Source organism: Mesorhizobium sp. WSM3862 (assembly GCF_002294985.1).
GTDB lineage: Bacteria > Pseudomonadota > Alphaproteobacteria > Rhizobiales > Rhizobiaceae > Mesorhizobium.
Genome location: NZ_NSGE01000009.1, coordinates 88,124 through 108,833 on the forward strand (window position 1 = coordinate 88,124; position 20,710 = coordinate 108,833).

Sequence of the window (20,710 nt, forward strand, 5' to 3'; positions counted from 1 at the left end):
GGAGGACACATATGGAGAAAGTCGGCGTGCAGGAAAGCAAGTCTCCTTCCGAGCTGATCGATGGCCGTATCGCGGACTTGGGCGATTGGCGGGGCGAGACGCTCGGCCGGCTGCGCGCCCTGATTAAGGATGCCGATCCGGACGTCACCGAGGAATGGAAGTGGCGCGGCGTGCCGGTCTGGGAGGACGCCGGAATGATCTGCACCGGCGAGACCTACAAGGCCGTCGTCAAGCTGACCTTCGCCAAGGGCGCGGCGCTGCCGGATCCCTTACGCCTCTTCAACTCCAGCCTCGACGGCAACACAAGGCGCGCCATCGATTTTCGCGAAGGCGAGGAGATCGACCAGGAAGCGTTCAAGACTCTCGTGCGAGCAGCGGTGGCCCTGAACAGGTCCAAGGCCAAACGCTGATCCCAGAAGCGCTTCAGCACCGAACCCGGCATTGCCCTCTAGGCTGCTGCCCCTCCGGCCCACCGCTCCAGCAGGATCGTCGGCTTGTCGTGATAGGTGGTCCGCAGGATTTCGCGATAGCCGTTCTTATCTGCGACCTTGAGCGAGGCGCCATTTTCGGGATCGATGATGCAGACGGTCCTGGCTCGCCCGAACGCCTCGTCACCCCAGGCAACGATGCGCCCGACGACTTCGCTTGCAAGCCCCTGGCCATGCGCACCCGAAGCTAAAGCCCAGCCGGCTTCCGGCACGCCTTCGATCGAGGGCTCGATCTCGCGCTTCAGATCATGGAACCCGGCCTCGCCGAGGAAGCGGCCAGTCGCCTTGTCCTCGATCGCCCAGAACCCATAGCCAAGCAGCGACCACAGCCCGGCATGGCGCAGGAAGCGCATCCAGCTTTCCTCGCGGGTGCGCGGCTTGCCGCCGATGAAGCGGGTGACCCCCGGGTCCGCCCACATCGCGACATAGGTCTCGAAATCGTCGAGCCGATGCGGCCGCAGGACCGTCCGCGCGGTCTCGAGGATCGGCACCCCGGCTTTCCTTGCAATGCTCATCGCGTCCTCTCCTTTGAGCGGCAGCGCTTAGCAAACCTGCACGTTCGAACAAGGGCCAGGATCGCCCGGGGCATCCTCCAGCGACGCAAGTAGATGAGCGCAGTCATGACCGGCTGACATTTCGGCGTGTGGGATTCTCGACAGGCGATGTTAGTCTTCGGACGAAGCTGATTCAGCGATATCGCGGCGCCGTCTGAATACGAGGAAAGATAATGGACACCACCGACCTTCTGCTGGCGATCGTCCATCATCTTCTTGTGTTCTCGCTGGCCGGCATCATTGGCGCCGAGTTCGTGCTGGTGCGCGGCGAGTTGGGGGCGACGACGCTCAAGCGCCTTGTCGGCATCGACCGCCACTACGGCATCATCGCCGCGCTGATCGTCATCGTCGGCATCTGCCGGGTGTTCTTCGGCCTGAAGGGTTGGGAGTTCTACGTCTTCAACTGGGTGTTCTGGGCAAAGATGATGGCCTTCATCATCGTCGGCCTGCTGTCGATCATCCCGACCGTGCGCTTCATCTCCTGGAGCAGGAAGGCAAGCGGCAATCCATCATTCTCGGTCCCGGCGGCGGAGCTCGCCTCGGTGAAGAACTATGTCCGCGCCGAGGGCTTCATCTTCCTGCTCATCCCGATCTTTGCGGCGGCGATGGCGCGCGGCTACGGTTATTAGAATAGAACCGAGGAAGAGCAGGGATCGGGCAGCAACCGGCATGCGCCAACGTACCGTCGTCAGATGACGACATCCCGCGATCCATCATCCGACCCAGATCTTTTCCATCCATCTTGTGGATGGTTTGTAGATAATCGCAGTTTGGCCGTTTGAGTCCGATTGCAATCTGCCAGTCTGCACTAGTTGCTATTACATCACAGCCGTCGCCGAGAGGAATTTCGTGCGGTGGCTGGAGATTCATACTCTGGGAGGAAGTCACAATGAGAAAATTTGTTGCCGCTCTGGCTGCCGCAGCGGCCGTCACGCTTTATCCGTTCGCCGCGGGCGCGCAGTCCTATCCGGAACGCACCATCACCGTTGTGGTGCCGTTTGCGGCCGGCGGCCCGACCGACACGGTCACACGCCTCATCGCCGAAGCCATGTCGAAGGATCTCGGCCAGCAGGTCATCGTCGAGAATGTCGGCGGTGCCGGCGGCACGCTGGGCGCGGGCCGCGTCGCGAAGGCTGACCCGGACGGTTATACGCTGCTCCTCCACCATATCGGCATGGCGACCAGCGCGACGCTGTACCGAAAGCTCGCATACGACACGCTCAACGCCTTCGAATATGTCGGCCTCGTCACCGAGGTGCCAATGACCGTCGTCGGCCGCAAGGACCTTGAGCCGACCGATCTGAAGGGACTGGTCGAGTACGCCAAGGCCAACAAAGACACTGTCACCGTCGCCAATGCCGGGATCGGTGCGGCCTCGCATTTGTGCGGCATGCTGTTCATGAGCGCCATCGGTACGCCGCTGGTCACCGTGCCCTACAAGGGCACCGGCCCGGCCATGACCGATCTTCTGGGCGGCCAGGTCGACATGATGTGCGACCAGACGACCAACACCACCAAGCAGATCCAGGGCGGCACGATCAAGGCCTATGCCGTCACCTCGCCGGAACGCCTCGATGTGCTGCCGGACGTCCCGACGACGACGGAAGGCGGCCTTCCCGAGGTGCAGGTCAGCATCTGGCACGGCCTCTACGCACCAAAGGGTACGCCGGCCGAGATCACCGGACGCCTGTCGAAATCGCTGCAGGTCGCGCTGAAGGATCAGAACGTCGCCGCCCGCTTCGCCGAACTCGGCACCAAGCCGTCGCCCGAAGCCGACGCGACACCGGCGGCACTGAAGGCCAAGCTTGAAAGCGAGATCGGGCGCTGGAAGCCGATCATCGAAGCCGCCGGCCAGTACGCCGACTGAGGTTTTGGACGGGGCGCGATCGGCGCCCCGTTTTTGCTTCGGCCCCGTTTTGCGTTGCAACGGCGCGCCCGATGCGCACCTGAGAGGAACGTGATGAAGCCTTTCGCAATCGACACGACCAACGGCATATGCGCCGCGCTGTTCATCGCCTTCGGCGCATTTTTCGCGCTGCAGTCGCTCGGCCTCGAAATCGGCACCGCCTTCCGCATGGGACCGGGCTATTTCCCGCTGGTCCTGGCGATCGTGCTGCTCCTGCTCGGCGTTATCATCCTCGTCCAGGCTGTGCGCTTCGAGAGCGAGGCGATCGGCCACATTGCGTGGCGCGGCATGCTGCTCATCCTCCCCGCTCCGATCTTCTTCGGCCTGACGGTGCGCGGCCTCGGCTTCATCCCATCGATCTTCCTGACGGCGCTGATCGCATCCTTTGCCAGCGCCCGCATGAAACCGCTGACCGCGCTCGTGTTGTCGGCCGGCCTGACGCTGTTTGCGTCGCTCGTCTTCAGCTACGCACTCGGCCTGCCGTTCCGACGCTTTGGCCCGTGGCTGCCATTGTGAGGAGATGACCATGGAGCTCCTCGCCAACTTGGTGCTCGGCTTTTCGACGGCGACATCGCTGACAAATCTCGGTTTCTGTCTGATCGGCGTCCTTCTCGGCACGCTGATCGGCGTCCTGCCCGGCATCGGCGCCACCGCAACCATCGCCATGCTCTTGCCGATTACGTTCCAGATAGGCGACCCAGTTTCCTCTCTCATCATGCTCGCCGGCATCTATTACGGCGCGCAATATGGCGGCTCCACCACCGCCATTCTCATCAATATGCCCGGCGAATCCTCGTCAGCCGTCACCGCAATCGACGGCTACCAGATGGCCAAGAACGGCCGCGCCGGGGCGGCACTCGCGATCGCGGCGATAGGCTCGTTCTTTGCCGGCACGGTGTCGACCTTCCTGGTCGCCATCTTTGCTCCGCCGCTGACGGCGATGGCGCTGGAATTCGGCGCGGCCGAATACTTTTCGCTGATGGTCGTCGGCCTCGTCTCGTCCGTCGCGCTCGCCCACGGCTCGATAGTCAAGGCGCTGGCCATGGTTGTGCTCGGCCTGCTGCTCGGCATTGTCGGAACCGACATCTATACCGGCACGCCGCGCTTCACGCTCGGCATCACCCAATATGCCGACGGGCTGAATTTCGTCGCGGTAGCGGTCGGCGTCTTCGGCGTCGCCGAGATCCTGCGCAACCTCGAGAACGAGCATGAGCGCTCCGTGCTGATCCGAAGAGTCTCCGGCCTCATGCCGACCCGCGAGGATTTTCGGCGCATGGCCCCGCCCATCATGCGCGGAACGATCATTGGTTCGGCGCTCGGCATCCTGCCGGGAGGCGGCGCGATCCTTGCAGCCTTTGCCTCCTACACGGTCGAAAAGCGCGTATCGAAAAACCCGGGGGAGTTCGGCAAGGGCGCCATCGAAGGGGTCGCCGGGCCGGAATCGGCCAACAATGCCGGCGCGCAGACCTCCTTCATCCCCATGCTGACGCTTGGCATTCCGGCCAATCCGGTAATGGCGCTGATGATCGGCGCGATGATCATCCAGGGCATCGTGCCCGGCCCTAATGTCGCGACCGAACAGCCGGAGCTGTTTTGGGGCATCATCGCCTCAATGTGGATCGGCAACCTGATGCTGATCGTCCTCAACCTGCCGCTGATAGGGCTTTGGGTGAAGCTCCTTACGATCCCATATTACGTGCTGTTTCCGATCATCATGGCGTTCTGCTCGATCGGCGTCTACAGCGTCAACACCAATGTTTACGACCTCTACGCCGTCGCCTTCTTTGGCTTGCTCGGCTACCTCCTGACCAAGCTGCGCTGCGAACCCGCGCCACTGCTGCTCGGCTTCGTGCTCGGCCCGTTGCTTGAGGAAAACTTGCGTCGCGCCATGATTCTGTCGCGCGGCGACCCGAGCACCTTCGTGACGAGACCGATCAGCGCCAGCTTGCTCTTCATCGCGCTCGCCGTGCTCGTCATCGTCTTCCTGCCCGCGGTCAAGAAGAAGCGCGAAGAGGTGTTTGTGGAGGAAAATTAAGTCGTTGAAGCCCGTTGCGATTTTTCAATTCGGCGTTTTGGCCGCAGGCGCCGTCGGCTGGCACTATCCGGCTAGCTGACACCAATCGCTCGGTCCTCAGTTTCGTCGAGCGGCGCGAGCTCGATCAGCGGCGCCGGCAGGTCGGTGGTCTTTTCCTTGGACTTGCAGATATCGGCGATGACACAGACCGGGCAGTCGGGCTTGCGCGCCTTGCAGACATAGCGGCCATGCAGGATCAGCCAGTGATGGGCGTGCCGCATGTATTCGGCGGGGATGACTTTTATCAGCCCCTGCTCAACCTGTTCCGGCGTTTTGCCGGGCGCCAATCCAATACGATTGCCGATGCGAAAGATATGCGTGTCGACCGCCATCGTGTGCTGGCCGAAGGCGACGTTGAGCACGACATTGGCGGTCTTGCGTCCCACGCCCGGCAGCTTGACCAGCTCGTCCCGATCTTCGGGCACCTTGCCGGCATAGTCGTCGATCAGTGCCTTCGAGAGCGCGACCACGTTCTTGGCCTTGTTGCGCCACAGGCCTATGGTGCGGATGTAGTCGCCGACCTTGGCCTCACCGAGCGCCAGCATCTTGTGCGGTGTATCGGCGACCGAAAACAGCGGCTTCGTTGCCTTGTTTACCCCGGCATCGGTCGCCTGCGCCGACAACACCACCGCGATCAGAAGAGTGAAGGGATTGACATAGTCGAGCTCACCCTTCGGCTCGGGCCGCTGCACGGAAAAACGCCGAAAAATCTCATGCACCTCGGCGGGCGTGTAAAGCGAGCGCAGCCCGCCCTTCCGGGAGGGCGTCTTTGCTTTTGCACTGCCGCCTGAGGCTGAGGCCGACGGCTTTTTGACGGGGAAGGATTTTTTGGACTTGGGCGGCGCCATTCCCTTCCTATAATGTTTCCGTATGAGCGACACAAACGCCTCGTTCGAAGCCGACAAGCCATTCTTCCAAGCCCTGCTGACGCCGCATCGCTCCCTCGGTCGGACCGGCTTTCTGATATTGATGGGCGCCCTGGTGTTCGGCTGGGCGGTCACCGGCGCGATCTTCCTGGCTCATGGCGCATGGCCGGTCTTCGGCTTCTTGGGGCTGGACGTGGTCGCCGTCTACATCGCCTTTCGCGCCAACTACCGGGCGGCCCGCGCCCGTGAGGAAATATCGGTCTCGCGCACCAGGCTTGACATCCGCAAAACGGCGCCGTCGGGCCGCTTCGAGGATCATCGCTTCAACCCGTTCTGGACCCGCTTTTCGATCGCCCGCCATGCCGAGATCGGCATCACCAAAATGGCCGTCGAGGCGCAAGGCGAAAGCGTTTCGATCGGGTCTTTCCTGGATCCCGATTCCCGCGAAAGCTTTGCTGCTGCCTTTTCGCGCGCACTGGCGACCGCCAGGGCGCGTTGAACTAGCACGGCGCTCGGCGCCCTTGCCGTAGAGCGTCATCAGCAAGGTCTGCCTTACCCCGGTAAAATCTATCTTTTCGCCGGCCGTCATCGCCCTTCGGCTCGAAGCCTGCTCGATCTGGGTAGGGGCCGGAGGAAGGCAAGTTTCGGGTGGTGGCAATGCGCGGGAAGACCGATATTCGCGGCCGAGCAGATAGCCATGGGAGATATTGCCATGAACGCCCAGATGACCATGAATACCCGGATGGAACCGTCAGCGATCCTGCAGAACGACATCACGCCCGTGGGCAGCGACTACGAAATCGTGCGCCGCGCCATCGAGAAGATCAGCCTCGACTATCGCGACCAGCCCTCGCTGGAGGTCCTGGCCGAGGCGGTCGGCGAGACGCCGACGGGCCTGCAGAAACTGTTCACGCGCTGGGCCGGCCTGTCGCCCAAGGCCTTTCTGCAGGCGGTGACGCTCGACCATGCGCGCAGGCTGCTTGATTCCGGCATGCCGCTGCTCGAAACCTCGTTCGAGCTCGGCATGTCGGGCCCTGGCCGGCTGCACGACCTCTTCGTCACGCACGAAGCGATGTCGCCCGGCGACTACAAGACCCGCGGCGCCGGCCTGACCATCCGCTACGGCTATCATATCTCGCCCTTCGGCATCGCGTTGATCATGGTCACCGATCGCGGGCTGGCCGGCCTGGCCTTCTGCGACGCCGGCGGCGAGCGGGCCGCCTTCGCAGACATGTCCGGCCGCTGGCCGAACGCAGCTTACGTCGAGGACATGTCGGCCACCCAGCCCTATGCCGCGCGCGTCTTCGATCCGACCAAATGGCGTGCGGACCAGCCGCTGCGCGTGGTGATGATCGGTACCGATTTCCAGCTGCGCGTCTGGGAGGCGCTGCTGCGCATTCCGATGGGCAGGGCCTGCACCTATTCCTCGATCGCGGCAAGCATCGGCGCGCCGAGCGCCAGCCGGGCCGTGGGTGCCGCGGTGGGCGCCAACCCGATGTCCTTCGTGGTGCCCTGCCATCGTGCGCTCGGCAAGTCCGGCGCGCTCACCGGCTATCACTGGGGCCTGACACGCAAGCGCGCCATCCTCGGCTGGGAGGCGGGACAAATGGCGTCCTGAAACCTCGTTTTTTCCGCGCGCCATTGCGAAAAACCGTGGATCTGAATATAGGTAAGTATAATCGAAACAATACATCCGAAATATCGGGAAATGCAACCCGAAACAACCTCAGGTTTCTGCAGTTGTATTTTGAGTTGTTTGCAGTCGTTATCTTGTTTAACGCTAAATTAACCACGATAAACGGATGATACCTCTGTATTGAGCCGCATTTGCCGGCTCGAAAGAGGGGTCCGATGAAGTTCTTTCGCGTCGCAATGGCCGCGAGCCTGCTGGCCGTCTGCACCGGCCAGACTGCATCGGCAGCCACCGGAAACGTCCTCTTCAACGGCACTATCACCGCTACCTGCACGGTCACGATCAACTCCAACGGCACGATGACCGTCAGCAGCAATCTTCAGTCGCTGAGCTCCCACAATGCCGGCGGTTCGGCCGGCAGCGCCCAGGTCGATACCACCGGCGGCGTCACGCTCAGCGTCGATCCGGTCACCATCACCACCGTCCCGGCCTCGGACACCACGGCCACGACATGGACCCCGACCTTTGCCACCTCCGGCGCGCAGACCATTGCCGAAACCGGCACAGCGACGGCGCTCACCGTACCGGGCACATCGACGGTCGCGGTCAATCTTGCCGGCACCAAGAGCGGCACGGACCGCTTCTCCGCCGGCAACTACCAGGCAACCGTGACGCTGCGCTGCGAATAGCCCTCACGCGAAAGGAGCGGTCCTTGAGAACGATCGGAATGCTGGCGGCGGGGTTGATCGCCGTGCTGTCTCCCATTGCCGCGGAGGGCCAGTCGATGACGCCGATGCGGGGCGAGGTCAGGTCCTTCACCGATGCTTTCGCGGTCCGGGTTTTCCCCGGCAACCCCTACGACCAGCGCATACGCGTCGAGATTCATGTCTATGACCAGGACTTTCGGCCGATCGACGCCAGGATCACGCCGAAGGCCTTCGTTCTGGCCGGCCAGGCGTCGCGCCCGGTTCTGGTGGTCGTCCCGTTCGACGGCGCGAACGAGCGTAAAGTGCGTATCTGTACCGAGAGTATCCCCTTTCCAAGCGAGCAGACGCAGATAAGGGCTCAGATATGCGGAAAGTTCTTCGGGCATCGCAGGTTCTGACGCTTGCCCTGCTGCCCGCCTTGGCGGTCGCAAGTCAGGGGTATGCTGAGGATATACTGAACCTGAACCAGAACCAGACTGGCTTCACCTTGCCCGGCGTCACCCTGCCCCAGGGCCAGGACGAGGTTCATGCTTCCGACGGCACGACCTGCCGCTCGGCCGTTTCCGGCAGCGGCGCCTATCTGGACGTCGGCGTCATCCGCGGCAACAGCAACAGCCAGTCGAACAGCGACCTCGCCACTTACGGCCGCGTGGTGGTCCCGATCGGGCGGACGCCGAAGCGCGTGGATTGCAGCCGCCTCTACGAACTCGAGGTCGAGCGCCTGCAGCTCGAATTGAAGCTGCTCAAGATGGGTCTCGGCGCCGACGGCCAGACGGGAAGCGTGGCTGCTCCCAATCCCGCGACCGCCTCCGCTGCCGCATCGACTGGATGGGCTAACGAGGGCTGGAGCATCAGAGGCACAACCGGCAATGACAAGAAAAAGAAATAGAAATAGCCGCGCGCTGATCGCCGCGGTGGCTGCGCTTGCAAGCTTCTCGCTCCCGGCTTCGGCGGCGATCATCGGCACTTGCACCATCATGATCGGCGCCTCGGGAACGATGAAATCGAACCCCGCCATCAATATCTTCGGCTCCAGGCAGGCGGGCGGGTCGAGCGCCGGCGCCACCATCACCGCGAATGCGACGCTATGCACGATCCTCAACCTGCTCGACTGCTATTCCGTCTCGGCACCGGCGCCGATTGTCTTCACGTCCGCGCCGAGCGGCGGCGACACCGACGTCACCTTCGCCACCGTCTTCCGCCTCGATGGCTCAGGCGCGGACATCCCGGGCAGTTCGCCGCAGCGGGTGACCAACGGCACTCACACCATCCAGGTCGATCTCACGGCCACGAAATCGCCGGGCATCTTCCCGGCCGGCAACTACCAGGGCACGGTGACGGTGCGCTGCGAATGATGCTGTGGGCCGGTGCGGCGCACAACCGGCTTGATCTGGCAATATACGGTCTTTGCGGCTAGCCTCCCGCGCAAGCAACTGCGTAAATGCAAGGACTTGCGGCATCGGCCTTCGATCGAAGGCTCGCCCGCTCGTGCAGGAGGCCTTTCTTGATCATCATCGTCGGCTCGATCAACCTCGACCTGATCGCCAATGTCGACCGTTTGCCTGAACCCGGCGAGACGGTCCGCGGCTCCGGCTTTGCCACCGCTCCCGGCGGCAAAGGCGCCAACCAGGCGCTGGCCGCGGCCCGCGCGGGCGCTGAGGTGCGCATGGTCGGCGCCGTCGGCAAGGACAGCTTTGCCGCCGAAGCGCTGGCGCTGCTGAAGGCCGGCGGTGTCGATCTTTCCGGCGTCGGCGAGAGCTTCGCCTCCACCGGCACAGCGCTCATCCTGGTCGGTGCCGACGGCGAGAATGTGATCGCCGTCGTGCCGGGCGCTAACGATTCTGTACTGCCCGGCGACATCGCGAAGGCGTATCTGAAGAAGGGCGATGTCGTGCTTTTGCAGCACGAGATCCCGCTGCCCACGGTCGAAGCGGCGCTCGATGCAACCCGCGCGGCGGGTGCCGTCAGCGTGCTCAACACCGCGCCTTTCCGCCCCGAGGCGGCGGGCTTTCTCGGCAAGGCCGACTACGCCGTCGCCAACGAGACCGAGTTCGACCTCTATGGCGAGGCGCTGGCGCTCACCGGCCACGACCGGGAGGCGCGGATGCGCGACTATGCTCAAAAGACAGGCCGCGCCATCGTCGTGACACTCGGCGGCGACGGCGTGCTGGCCGCCACTCCCGACCATTTCCTCACCGTCCCGGCACTGAAGATAACTCCGGTCGACACGGTCGGCGCCGGCGACACCTTTTGCGGCTATTTCGGCGCCGGCCTGTCGTCCGCCCTTTCGCTCGAACAGGCGCTCACGCGCGCCGCGGCGGCAGGCTCGCTCGCTTGCTTGAAGCCGGGTGCGCAGCCGGCGATTCCGCTGCCGAAGGATGTCGACGCGGCCTTGGCCGCGCGGTGACGGCGATGCGCCCGTCGACGAAACACGCCGTGCCGCCGGCCAGCGACATCTGTCGCTTGTCCGCCGTAGAGCTTACCGACGCGATCAGGCAGCGCCGTCTGTCGGCGCGCGAGGTCGTCAGCGCCTTTCTCGACCGCATCGATGCTGTGAACCCGCTGGTCAACGCCATCGTGTCGCTGCGCGAGCGCGCCGATATCCTGGCGGAAGCCGACAGGGCGGACGCCCATTTGGAACGGGGCGGCGCGGCCGGATCGCTGTTCGGCCTGCCGATCGCCATCAAGGACCTCGCCCTGACCAAGGGCTCAAGAACAACCTTCGGCTCGCCGATCTTCGCCGATTTCGTCCCGCAAGAGGACGATTTCTTCGTCGAGCGCCTGCGCAAGGCCGGCGCCATCATCATCGGCAAGACCAATGTTCCGGAATTCGGGCTGGGCTCCAACACCTACAATCCGGTCTTCGGTCCGACGCTCAATGCCTTCGATCCGACGCTCACCGCCGGCGGCTCGAGCGGCGGCGCGGCGGTGGCGCTGGCGCTCGACATGGTGCCGGTCGCCGACGGCAGCGATTTCGGCGGCTCGCTGCGCAATCCGGCGGCCTACAACAACGTCTATGGCTTCCGCCCCTCGCAAGGGCTGGTGCCGGCCGGCCCCGACATCGATGTCTTCCACGCCCAGATGGGCGTCGAAGGGCCGATGGGCCGGAATGTGCGCGACATCGCGCTGCTGCTCGATGAGCAGGCCGGCTATCATCCGCGGGCGCCATTGTCGCATGACAAGCAGGGCTCGTTTCTCGAAGGCCTGCGGGAGAAAGCCACCGGCGGCCGCATCGCCTGGCTCGGCGATCTCGGCGGCCATCTGCCGATGGAGCCAGGCGTGCTCGACCTGTGCGAGGCCGCCCTTGCCCGCTTCGCGGATGCCGCGTTCCACAGCGAAACGCTGGCGCCGGATGTCGATTTCGAGGCGCTGTGGCAGGCTTTTGTCACCTTGCGCCAGGCGAGCAGCGGCTGCGGACTGAAGGCGCATTATGACGCTCCTGAAAAGCGCAGGCTGCTGAAGCCGGAGGCCGTTTGGGAAGTTGAGCAGGCGATGCGCCTTACCGCGCCCCAGATCCATGCCGCCTCGGTCCGGCGCACCTCATGGCACCGCACGCTGCTGTCGCTGTTCGAGCGCTTCGACCTTATCGTGCTGCCGACCGCCCAGGTCTTCCCCTTCGAGGTCTCGACGCATTGGCCGCGCGAGATCGCCGGGCGGCCGATGGACAGCTATCACCGCTGGATGCAGGTCTCCGCCTTTGCCACGCTCGGCGGTTGTCCGGCGCTCAATGTGCCGGTCGGCTTCGACGGCAAGGGCCGGCCGATGGGTATGCAGCTGATCGGCCAGCCGCGCGGCGACCTGGCGGTCCTGCAGGCCGGCGCCGCCTATGAGGCGACGCTGCCCTGGCCGGCGGGGGCTGCCTGACGGGCTCAACCGGCTGGCGCGCTTGCGCCGGCGTCAACTCCGTGCATTGATCGCGCTCCGCGCGTGTCGGCGCGATCCTGTTCGAGGGAAAACATGTCGCTGGAACTCTACGCCGCCTATGTCGTCGCCTGCATCGTCATCGTCCTGGTACCCGGGCCGACGGTCACGCTGATCATCGCCAACAGTATCCGCCATGGCTCGCGCGCCGGGCTGGCCAATGTCGCGGGCACCCAGGCCGGGCTCGCCATCATGATCGCCATCGTCGGCATCGGCCTCAACACGCTGATCGCCGGCATGGGTCACTGGTTCGAATGGGTGCGGCTGATCGGTGCGGCTTACCTCATCTGGATGGGCGTGCAGATGCTCCGCGCCAAGGGAGCCCTGAACCCCGATGGATCGGCCAAGAAACCGCGCGGCGGCTTCTTCCTGCAAGGTTTCCTGGTGGCGATTTCCAATCCGAAGACGCTTGTCTTCTTCGGCGCCTTCTTCCCGCAGTTCATCGCGCCACAGGGCAATTACACGCTGCAGATCGTGGTCATGGGCCTGACCGCGATGGTCTTCGCCGCCATGTCGGATTCGACCTACGCGCTTGCCGCCGGCCGCGCCGGGCGCATGCTCTCGGCCAGCCGCGTTAAGCTGATGTCGCGGATCAGCGGCAGCTTCCTGGTCGGCGGCGGGCTCTGGCTGGCGTTCTCCAAGGCGAAATGAGAGCGAATACTCTGGTCGCAATTATTTTTGACGCCTATTGAATAACTGTGCTTGGCAGCACACTTCTTCAGGATGAACAAGTCAAACGTTTCCTTCCGGAATCGCTTGCTTATTTGGCAATATGAGTACAGCGACGCCGTGATCGGCGTCGCTTTGTTCGGCGCATTTGCGGCTATGAAATCCATCGCCATCGTTGAGCTTCAGGCCAATCCGGTCATCGCCACTCAACGCGTGATGGGCGTGGTCGAATACGTCAGGGTGAAGCCCATCAATCCGTACGGCACGATCGGCCACAATCTATACTACACCTACGATCTGCGCCTTGATGACGACAACACACGGATATCTGTCGACGACGATGTGAGGCGACCCCATCTTGTCGGCTCCGTCCTTCCCATCGAGCGACAGCACCACAAGCACGGCGCCGACACCTATCGGTTGCTCAACGGATGACGACGTGTGCTCGGTTGGCCGCTTTGACGGTCAGTTGAGCCGCCCCAGCCGCTCCACCAGCAGCGCGAAGAACGTATCGTGGTCGATGTCGCGCATCACCATGGCGTTCTTCTCGCGCTTGGTGACGCCCCACCAGTCGATGACCGTCATGCCCATGGTCAGCTCGGAGCTGGTCTCCACGCTGACATTGCAGCGGCGACCCTTGAACAGCTCCGGCTTGATGAGATAGGCGATCACGCACGGATCGTGCAGCGGCCCGCCGTCGGTGCCGTATTTCTCCTCGTCGAAGCGCTCGAAGAACTCCAGCATCTCGGCGGTTGCGGTGCCGACCTTGGTGCCGAGCTGGCGGAAGGCCTGGATGCGCTTGGCCGAGGTCAGTGCCTTGTGGGTGACGTCGAGCGGCATCATCACGATCGGAACGCCCGACTTGAACACCAAATCCGCCGCCTGCGGGTCGACGTAGATGTTGAATTCGGCGGCAGGCGTGACGTTGCCGCCCTCGAAAAAGCCGCCGCCCATCAGCACGATCTCCTTGATACGCGGCGCGATCCGCGGCTCGCGGATCAGCGCCAGCGCGACATTGGTGAGCGGCCCGAGTGGGCACAACGTGATCGTGCCCGCTTCCTCACGCATCAGCGTCTCGACCATGAAATCGACCGCGTATTGCTCCTGCAGCGGCATCGTCGGTTCGGGCAGCTGGGGTCCATTGAGGCCGGTCTTGCCATGCACGTCCTCCGCCGTGACGAGCTCGCGCGCCAGCGGGCGGATGGCGCCGGCATAGACCTTGACGTCGGGTCGGCCGCCGAGCTCGCAGATCTTGCGCGCATTCTTCTCGGTGAGCTTCAGCGGCACGTTGCCGGCAACGGCGGTGATGCCGACGACCTCCAGCTCGGCGCTGCCGAGCGCCAGCAATATGGCGACGGCATCGTCCTGGCCGGGATCCGTGTCGATGATGATCTTTCGTGACTGGGGCATTTCAATTCCTTTGGGGAGTCTTTTTGGGCGGGGTTTTGACGGCTTGAACTTGATCGCGCGGCGGACCATATCAAGACCATCGGGAAAAATGCCATCCGGGTTTTTCCGGTTTGTGTCGCTCTTAAGAGGACAGTGTAACAATGAGTCGAATGACGCCCTTCTCCAGCCCGCTTCTTCTGGGCTTCGACGCTATGGAAAAGACGCTCGAACGTCTGGCGAAGTCGGGCGACAGCTACCCTCCGTATAACATCGAGCGTCTGGGCGCCTCGGACGGCAAGGCCGAAAGGCTGCGCATCACACTTGCCGTGGCGGGTTTCGCAGAGAACGACCTCGATGTCACCACCGAGGAAAACCAGTTGATCGTGCGCGGCCGTCAGACCGACGACACCGAGCGTGAGTTCCTCCACCGCGGCATCGCCGCTCGCCAGTTCCAGCGCTGCTTCGTGCTGGCCGACGGCATGCGGGTGGTCGGCGCGGAATTGAAGAACGGCCTTTTGTCGATCGATCTCGACCGTCCGGAGGCCGAGCGGCTGGTACGGAAAATAAACATATCGGTGAAAGACTGATCTTTGCCGATGGCTCTAATGCGGGACGGCCGGAAGTGGCGTCCTTGCGCCAAGGAGGCTTGTAATGACCAGAATTGACGAAACCCTGACCATGACCAGCGGCGAATTCGCCCATCTCGGCGAAGGTTCGGTCGCATATCTGAGGAAAATATCGAGCGACGATTTGCGCGGCCGCTTCCCCGGCCTCGGCGAAATCGCGCCCGGGCTGGAACTGTGGGCGCTGTTTGCCGCCAACGGTCAGCCGATCCTGCTTTCCGATGCCCGTGACCGGGCCCTGGCGGGTGCGCTGGAGAATGATCTGACCACCGTCGCCATCCACTGACCCCAACCACTATTTGAATTTGAGGTCGTTGCCTGAATTGGAAAGGGCCGCTCCCGGCGGCCCCTCAAGGTTATATCCCAAAAACCGGGTTTATCCAAAGGCCAGCTTCACCCAACCTCAGGCCGCGTGCGAGGCCTGGGTATCCGACAGCAGAGCGTGGATCGCCACTGCGTCGCGCGTCCCCCTGATCTTGGCCACCGTATCGCCATCGCGCAGCACGCGCGCGATACGCGACAGCGCCTTAAGATGGTCGGCGCCGGCGCCTTCGGGCGCAAGCAGCAGAAACACCAAGTCGACCGGCTGGTCGTCGAGCGCCTCGAAATCGACCGGCGCCTCCAGCCGGGCAAACACGCCGGCGATCCGCTTGACCCCTGCGAGCTTGCCATGCGGAATGGCGATGCCGTTGCCGACGCCGGTGGAGCCCAGCCGCTCACGCTGCAGGATAGTGTCGAACACTTCCCGCTCCGGAATGCCTGAAATCGCCGCCGCCCTCTCCGACAGCAATTGCAGAAGCTGTTTTTTGGAATTCGCCTTCAACGCCGGCATGATAGCCGGGACGCTGATGAGATCGCTGAGATCCATGCCTGAAAAATCCCTTGCTCGCCTACCGCGCCGGTCGTCCCCCTCGCGCGGCCGGCTTTCTTATCCCTGCGCGACTTTGGTGGTCGACGGATCGATCCAGCCGATGTTTCCATCCGGCCGGCGGTAGACGATATTGACGTGGTCGTTTCCGGCGTTGCGGAAGACGAAAACCGGGCTGTCCTTGGTATCGAGTTCGATGACGGCAGACGCCACCGACATGGTGCGAAGCGTCACGGTCGATTCGGCGACGATGGCCGGAGCGAAGTTCTCCGGGATTTCCTCTTCGTCGTCGGCGAGCGGCTCCATCACGGCGTAGGCGATGTCGGTGGATTCGCCGTTGCCGTTGCTGGAATTGTGCGACTTCAGCCGGCGCTTGTAGCGCCTGAGCCGCGTTTCGAGGCGATCGGCGGCCGCCTCGAAGGCAAGCGTGGGATCCTGGGCGTCCCCGGTCGCCTGCAGCGAGGCGCCCGAATCGAGACGGATCATGCAATCGGCCGAGAAGCGCGATCCCGCTTTGATGACCGTTACATGTCCTGAAAAACCCCGATCGAAATATTTTTCAATCGCTTCGTTGACACGATCATTGATGCGCGTACGGAACGCATCGCCGATGTCCATGTGTTTTCCCGAAATGCGCAGATTCATCTGAAAACTGACCTTCCCTGCTCAGGCTTCAAACTGTCCCAAGTTTATACCCGTGGTGCGCGCGCACAAGCTTTGCGGCGGCACGCGCGCCGATTTTAGACCCGAACTTTCCGGTTGATCACAAGTCGCCTTCTGGCCGTCCGAGGCCTTCGCTTTGACGGAGCCATTCGCGAGGCGGGCATCACGGCCCGGCTCATGCGGGCGGGCTTCTAGACACTTCATTGCAGCTTGTCAATGAAACACGAAAACTGTGAAAAATCGCCATTCCTCAGCTCGGACCAAACTAGGTCAGGCCCGATGAATATCAACTGCCCTATCGCCCGGCGTTGGCCAGCGCCCGCTTCTCCCGGCGCCGCTGCACCGATGAAGGAATGTTCATGCCCTCCCGGTATTTGGCGACCGTGCGGCGGGCGATGTCGACGCCGCTTTCCCGCAGCATGTCGACGATAGCGTCGTCGGAAAGCACGTCGGCGGGCTTTTCCTCGTCGATCAGTTGCTTGATGCGGTCACGCACGGCTTCCGACGAATGCGCTTCGCCGCCTTCCGCCGAGGCGATCGAAGCGGTGAAGAAATAGCGCAGCTCGAACACGCCGCGAGGCGTCAGCATGTATTTGTTGGCAGTGACGCGGCTCACCGTCGATTCATGCATGCCGATCGCGTCGGCCACCGTGCGCAGGTTGAGCGGCTTGAGATGCCGCACGCCATGGACGAGGAACGCGTCCTGCTGGCGCACGATTTCCGAGGCCACTTTCAGGATCGTCTTCGCCCGCTGGTCGAGGCTGCGCGTCAGCCAGTTGGCGTTCTGCAGGCATTCGGCCAGAAACTCCTTTTCCGCCTGGTCCTTGGCATGGCCGGAAACCCGGGCGAAATAGACATGATCGACCAAAACGCGCGGCAGCGTGTCGGCGTTGAGCTCCACCGCCCAGCTGCCGTCGGCAGCGGCCCGCACCTCGACGTCGGCAACGATGGCGTCGCTCGCGCCGCCCGAAAACGCGGTGCCGGGACGCGGATCGAGCGCCCGGATCTCGGCCAGCATGTCGAGAAGGTCTTCCTCGTCGACGCCGCAGATGCGTTTCAGCGTCTGGAAATCCCGCCGCGCCAGGAGTTCGAGATTAGCCACCAGGGCCTTCATCGCCGGATCGAGCCGGTCGCGTGCGGCAAGCTGCAGCGACAGGCATTCGGCGAGGTCGCGGGCAAATAGGCCGGCCGGCTCGAAGGTCTGGCAGACCGCGAGCGCTCGCGCCACCGCTCCCATGTCCGCCCCCAGCCGCGCGGCAATCTCTTCCAGATCGGCGCGCAGATAGCCCGCTTCGTCGAGGCTGTCGGCAAGCTCGCCGGCAATCAGGCGCTCGGCGGGTTTGGCGAAGGCAAGCGCGATCTGTTCGCCGACATGCTCGCGCAGCGTCACGATGGTCGCGGCCATCTCGCCGACGTCGAAGCCTTCCGACGAAGCGCTGCCGGCGCTGCCCGCGGATGCCGACTTCCACTGCGCGGTGAGATCCGGTCCGAGCTTTTCGCTGGTGCCGGGATCGTCGGGAAACAGGTTCTCCAGCGAAGAGTCGAGCTTTTCCGAGATCGCCTCGGCGCTCCATTCCGTCTCGCTTTCGAACCAGTCGTCCCCGGCGGCGGGTTCCGGGGCGGTCTCGCTCTTCTGCGGCTGGTCGCCGCCCGCATCGTCCTGCGGCTCGGCTCGCTCCAAGAGCGGATTGCGCTCGATTTCCTCGTCGATGAAGCGGTCGAGCTCGACATGGGTGAGCTGCAGCAGCCGGATCGACTGCATCAGCTGGGGCGTCATCACCAGCGACTGGGACTGTCTGAGCTGCAGTTTGGCCGCCAGCGCCATGGTTGGATTCAAACGCCTCGTCTACGCATCGAGCTGCCGTTTTCGGTCGGGCATAGAAACTGGCCCGGCTTTTGCTTGTCAAGGCAAACGCTAGCAGAGACGGCTTACCGGAGCCTTTATTCGCGGGCAGAGCAGGCATAAAGCCGAAAAATTCAGCGAGAAATTGCCGCGCAACCCGAATTTTCGCGTTTAGAGCGTAAAACCCTCGCCGAGATAGAGCCGCCGCACATCGGCGTTGGCGACGATCTCGTCGGCGCGGCCATGCGTCAGCACCTGGCCGGCATGGATGATATAGGCGCGGTCGATCAGGCCGAGCGTCTCGCGCACATTGTGGTCGGTGATCAGCACGCCGATGCCGCGCGCGGTCAGATGGCGGACGAGCTGCTGGATGTCGGCGACCGCGATCGGATCGATACCGGCGAAGGGCTCGTCGAGCAGCATATAGGCCGGCCGTGTGGCCAGCGCCCGCGCGATCTCGAGGCGGCGTCTTTCGCCGCCGGACAGCGACATCGACGGCGCCTTGCGCAGATGGCTGATGTGGAATTCCTCGAGCAGTTCGTCGAGCGTGCGCTCACGTTCCTTGCGGCTCTTTTCCACCACTTCCAGAACGGCGCGAATGTTCTGCTCGACGTTGAGGCCCCGGAAGATCGACGCTTCCTGCGGCAGATAGCCGATGCCGAGGCGGGCGCGCCGGTACATCGGCATCGAGGTGACGTCGAAGCCGTCGATCTCGATCGTGCCTTCGTCCACCGGCACGAGACCGGTGACCATGTAGAAACAGGTGGTCTTGCCGGCGCCATTGGGACCAAGCAGTCCGACGGCCTCGCCGGCCCGCACGCCGAGCGTCACGCCGCTCACCACCTTGCGGCCCTTATAGCTCTTGGTCAGGCCCTTGGCGATCAGGGTGCCCTTGAACTTCGCCTTGTCGGCGCCGATCGTTGCCGGCGCAGACGTTTTTGCGGCTGTCCGCCCCGGGAGGCGGGCCAGCAGCGACGATACGCCGGCCATTAGTTGCTCGACGCTCCCTGCTGGGCCGTGCCCTTTTGGGGCGCGCCCTGCTTCTGCGGCGTAATCGACATGATGACCCGACCGCCGGTGCCGCAACCGTCGACATTGGCAAGGCCGCTTTTCATCTGAACGGTGAGCTTGCAACCCTTGAGCACGTTGTCGCCCTGCGAGAGCACGACTTCGCTGCCGGAAAGAACGAGCACCTGGGTCTTCATGTCGAACGTGCCCTTGTCGCCGGTGGCGATCTGGTCGTTCGATTTGATATAGACTTTGTTCTCAACCACGAGGTGGTCGATGTTGGCTGCCCCGGTCATCGCCGATGCGCCCGCCGCCGCGCCCTTGGGAGCGTTTGGGTCCTTGACGTAATAGACCGTCATCTTGCCGGCCTTGAGCAGCGTCGGCCCCTGATTGACGGTGACGTTGCCGCTGAAGATCGCCGCGCTGTCGGCTTGACGGACCTCGAGCTTGTCGCTTTCGATCTGGATCGGCTGGTCGCCTGACAATTTCAGGCCGGACATCTGGCTGGTGCCGCCGGATTGGGCAAGCGCCGGCGCCGCCCCGAGCAACATGAAGAGAGAGGCCGCCGCTGCAAGCCTTGCCGAACTACTGCGACGCATTCTGCTCTCCGCCCTTTGCCTCTGCCGCCTTCAGACTTGCCGCGTCAATGTTGACGCGCACCCGGTTCTCGAAGACCACGACCTTGCCGTTTTCTTCCACCGACATCGAGTCGGCGGTGATGCGCGATCCGCCCCGGCTGACATCGACCGGATTGTCGGTCTTCATAGAGCCTTTGCCCATGTCTAGGAAGACCGATTTGAACTTGGCTTCCATGCCGTCGCTCGTCGTCACCAGGACATCGCTTGTGAGGTCCATCGTGTTGGCGTCGCGGTCGTAGATGCCATGCGCGGCGTTGACCGCCACCACATTGTCGCTGGCGACGGGCAGCTTGGCGTTGATGCCTTCGAGGTCGATGATACCCTGCTTGCCGACATCCTGGGTCGCCCTGGTCGCCGTCAGCGAATAAGGCAGTTTCTGCTTGGTGAAGCCGTTGAGCTTGGGGTTGGCCATCACCAGCTTGCCGTCCGAAAACGCCGTGCCGTCGGCCTGTACCGAGATCGACACCGGCGCGGCGAGATAAGAATAGACCGGAAAGGCGATCGCAATTGCCGCCGCCAGCAGCGGCACGGCGAATTTCAACACGCGCACGCGGCGCGAATGCCGCTGCGCACGATCGAACGCATCGCCGCGCGTGCCGCTTTCGCCAGCGGCAGCCGATACCGTTTCGGCATCGCTCGTTTCGTCAGATCGCGCCAACATGACTATTTTCTAATGAGCCCTGCCCCGCCAAACACCGCCTATAGGTGGTATGCCGGTCCCCGCAAGCAAGCACAAGCGGAGGAAAACTGCAAAAATGTGACGGCTACTACCGTACGACTAGGACGAATCCGGCTGCACTGCCAGCTCTTCATAGCAGATAGGAACGGGCTGCGTTAATTTTTCGTGAGGTCGTCGTGAC

At 63.4% G+C, this 20,710-nt stretch carries 26 protein-coding genes; 17 read left to right on the forward strand and 9 right to left on the reverse strand.

Going from position 1 to position 20,710, the window contains the following annotated elements:
* Positions 1–11 precede the first annotated feature (11 nt).
* Positions 12–410: a DUF1801 domain-containing protein gene (locus CK224_RS24380; RefSeq protein ID WP_095783516.1), complete on the forward strand. Its 399-nt coding sequence runs from the start codon at positions 12–14 to the stop codon at positions 408–410.
* A 38-nt stretch (positions 411–448) separates the two neighbouring features.
* On the opposite strand, the gene CK224_RS24385 is transcribed toward CK224_RS24380, so the two are convergent.
* On the reverse strand, positions 449–1,003 hold the full coding sequence (locus CK224_RS24385; protein WP_095783517.1) for a GNAT family N-acetyltransferase: 555 nt from the start codon (positions 1,001–1,003) through the stop codon (positions 449–451).
* Positions 1,004–1,215: 212 nt separating this feature from the next.
* Between CK224_RS24385 and CK224_RS24390 the strand changes: the two genes are divergently transcribed.
* The 4 genes from CK224_RS24390 (at position 1,216) to CK224_RS24405 (ending at position 4,983) form a co-directional block, all read left to right on the forward strand.
* Positions 1,216–1,671: a DUF2214 family protein gene (locus CK224_RS24390; protein ID WP_095778745.1), complete on the forward strand. Its 456-nt coding sequence runs from the start codon at positions 1,216–1,218 to the stop codon at positions 1,669–1,671.
* Positions 1,672–1,931: 260 nt separating this feature from the next.
* Positions 1,932–2,909, forward strand: coding sequence for a tripartite tricarboxylate transporter substrate-binding protein (locus tag CK224_RS24395; protein ID WP_095783518.1), 978 nt, complete (start codon positions 1,932–1,934; stop codon positions 2,907–2,909).
* A gap of 93 nt (positions 2,910–3,002) precedes the next feature.
* Complete coding sequence (locus tag CK224_RS24400) at positions 3,003–3,464, forward strand: tripartite tricarboxylate transporter TctB family protein (protein WP_067004012.1); 462 nt, start codon at positions 3,003–3,005, stop codon at positions 3,462–3,464.
* A gap of 10 nt (positions 3,465–3,474) precedes the next feature.
* Positions 3,475–4,983, forward strand: coding sequence for a tripartite tricarboxylate transporter permease (locus tag CK224_RS24405; RefSeq protein WP_095783519.1), 1,509 nt, complete (start codon positions 3,475–3,477; stop codon positions 4,981–4,983).
* Between the two features lie 71 nt (positions 4,984–5,054).
* Here CK224_RS24405 and nth read toward each other — a convergent pair whose 3' ends face one another.
* A complete protein-coding gene (gene nth, locus CK224_RS24410; protein WP_067004014.1) occupies positions 5,055–5,870 on the reverse strand; it encodes an endonuclease III in 816 nt (271 codons plus the stop codon).
* 22 nt (positions 5,871–5,892) lie between these two features.
* Here nth and CK224_RS24415 point away from each other — a divergent pair, with 22 nt between their 5' ends.
* The 10 genes from CK224_RS24415 to CK224_RS24460 all read left to right on the forward strand — a co-directional run bounded on the left by CK224_RS24415 (position 5,893) and on the right by CK224_RS24460 (position 13,253).
* Positions 5,893–6,387: a DUF2244 domain-containing protein gene (locus tag CK224_RS24415; protein WP_095783520.1), complete on the forward strand. Its 495-nt coding sequence runs from the start codon at positions 5,893–5,895 to the stop codon at positions 6,385–6,387.
* A gap of 213 nt (positions 6,388–6,600) precedes the next feature.
* Positions 6,601–7,506 (forward strand): methylated-DNA--[protein]-cysteine S-methyltransferase, encoded by a 906-nt coding sequence (locus CK224_RS24420; RefSeq protein ID WP_164746661.1) that lies wholly within the window; start codon positions 6,601–6,603, stop codon positions 7,504–7,506.
* A 233-nt stretch (positions 7,507–7,739) separates the two neighbouring features.
* Complete coding sequence (locus CK224_RS24425; RefSeq protein WP_095783521.1) at positions 7,740–8,210, forward strand: hypothetical protein; 471 nt, start codon at positions 7,740–7,742, stop codon at positions 8,208–8,210.
* 38 nt (positions 8,211–8,248) lie between these two features.
* Complete coding sequence (locus CK224_RS24430; RefSeq protein ID WP_095783522.1) at positions 8,249–8,626, forward strand: hypothetical protein; 378 nt, start codon at positions 8,249–8,251, stop codon at positions 8,624–8,626.
* On the forward strand, positions 8,593–9,117 hold the full coding sequence (locus tag CK224_RS24435; protein ID WP_095783523.1) for a hypothetical protein: 525 nt from the start codon (positions 8,593–8,595) through the stop codon (positions 9,115–9,117). The genes CK224_RS24430 and CK224_RS24435 overlap by 34 nt, the downstream gene beginning before the upstream one ends.
* A complete protein-coding gene (locus CK224_RS24440; protein ID WP_095783524.1) occupies positions 9,098–9,583 on the forward strand; it encodes a hypothetical protein in 486 nt (161 codons plus the stop codon). The genes CK224_RS24435 and CK224_RS24440 overlap by 20 nt, the downstream gene beginning before the upstream one ends.
* Positions 9,584–9,732: 149 nt before the next feature.
* A complete protein-coding gene (locus tag CK224_RS24445) occupies positions 9,733–10,635 on the forward strand; it encodes a ribokinase (protein WP_067004028.1) in 903 nt (300 codons plus the stop codon).
* 5 nt (positions 10,636–10,640) lie between these two features.
* On the forward strand, positions 10,641–12,092 hold the full coding sequence (locus CK224_RS24450) for an amidase (protein ID WP_095783602.1): 1,452 nt from the start codon (positions 10,641–10,643) through the stop codon (positions 12,090–12,092).
* Positions 12,093–12,185: 93 nt separating this feature from the next.
* Positions 12,186–12,800, forward strand: a complete 615-nt coding sequence (locus tag CK224_RS24455) for a LysE family translocator (RefSeq protein ID WP_095778737.1) — start codon at positions 12,186–12,188, stop codon at positions 12,798–12,800.
* Between the two features lie 51 nt (positions 12,801–12,851).
* Entirely contained in the window at positions 12,852–13,253 is a 402-nt protein-coding gene (locus tag CK224_RS24460; RefSeq protein WP_170950266.1) for a hypothetical protein, read from the forward strand.
* 30 nt (positions 13,254–13,283) lie between these two features.
* Here CK224_RS24460 and CK224_RS24465 read toward each other — a convergent pair whose 3' ends face one another.
* Positions 13,284–14,228, reverse strand: coding sequence for a nucleoside hydrolase (locus CK224_RS24465; protein WP_095783603.1), 945 nt, complete (start codon positions 14,226–14,228; stop codon positions 13,284–13,286).
* Between the two features lie 140 nt (positions 14,229–14,368).
* Between CK224_RS24465 and CK224_RS24470 the strand changes: the two genes are divergently transcribed.
* Entirely contained in the window at positions 14,369–14,794 is a 426-nt protein-coding gene (locus tag CK224_RS24470; RefSeq protein WP_067004038.1) for an Hsp20 family protein, read from the forward strand.
* A gap of 64 nt (positions 14,795–14,858) precedes the next feature.
* Positions 14,859–15,116, forward strand: a complete 258-nt coding sequence (locus CK224_RS24475; RefSeq protein WP_067318876.1) for a DUF1150 family protein — start codon at positions 14,859–14,861, stop codon at positions 15,114–15,116.
* 117 nt (positions 15,117–15,233) lie between these two features.
* On the opposite strand, the gene ptsN is transcribed toward CK224_RS24475, so the two are convergent.
* From ptsN to lptC, 6 genes are all read right to left on the reverse strand, one after another.
* Complete coding sequence (gene ptsN, locus CK224_RS24480; RefSeq protein ID WP_067004043.1) at positions 15,234–15,698, reverse strand: PTS IIA-like nitrogen regulatory protein PtsN; 465 nt, start codon at positions 15,696–15,698, stop codon at positions 15,234–15,236.
* Between the two features lie 60 nt (positions 15,699–15,758).
* Positions 15,759–16,343: a ribosome-associated translation inhibitor RaiA gene (gene raiA / locus CK224_RS24485; RefSeq protein ID WP_067004045.1), complete on the reverse strand. Its 585-nt coding sequence runs from the start codon at positions 16,341–16,343 to the stop codon at positions 15,759–15,761.
* Between the two features lie 313 nt (positions 16,344–16,656).
* A complete protein-coding gene (rpoN, locus tag CK224_RS24490) occupies positions 16,657–18,186 on the reverse strand; it encodes an RNA polymerase factor sigma-54 (RefSeq protein ID WP_095778734.1) in 1,530 nt (509 codons plus the stop codon).
* A gap of 189 nt (positions 18,187–18,375) precedes the next feature.
* A complete protein-coding gene (gene lptB / locus CK224_RS24495; RefSeq protein ID WP_095783526.1) occupies positions 18,376–19,194 on the reverse strand; it encodes an LPS export ABC transporter ATP-binding protein in 819 nt (272 codons plus the stop codon).
* Positions 19,194–19,811 (reverse strand): LptA/OstA family protein, encoded by a 618-nt coding sequence (locus CK224_RS24500; protein WP_067004051.1) that lies wholly within the window; start codon positions 19,809–19,811, stop codon positions 19,194–19,196. The genes lptB and CK224_RS24500 overlap by 1 nt, the downstream gene beginning before the upstream one ends.
* Positions 19,798–20,511, reverse strand: a complete 714-nt coding sequence (gene lptC, locus CK224_RS24505; RefSeq protein WP_067004053.1) for an LPS export ABC transporter periplasmic protein LptC — start codon at positions 20,509–20,511, stop codon at positions 19,798–19,800. Before lptC ends, CK224_RS24500 begins: the two co-directional genes overlap by 14 nt.
* Positions 20,512–20,710: the final 199 nt, after the last annotated feature.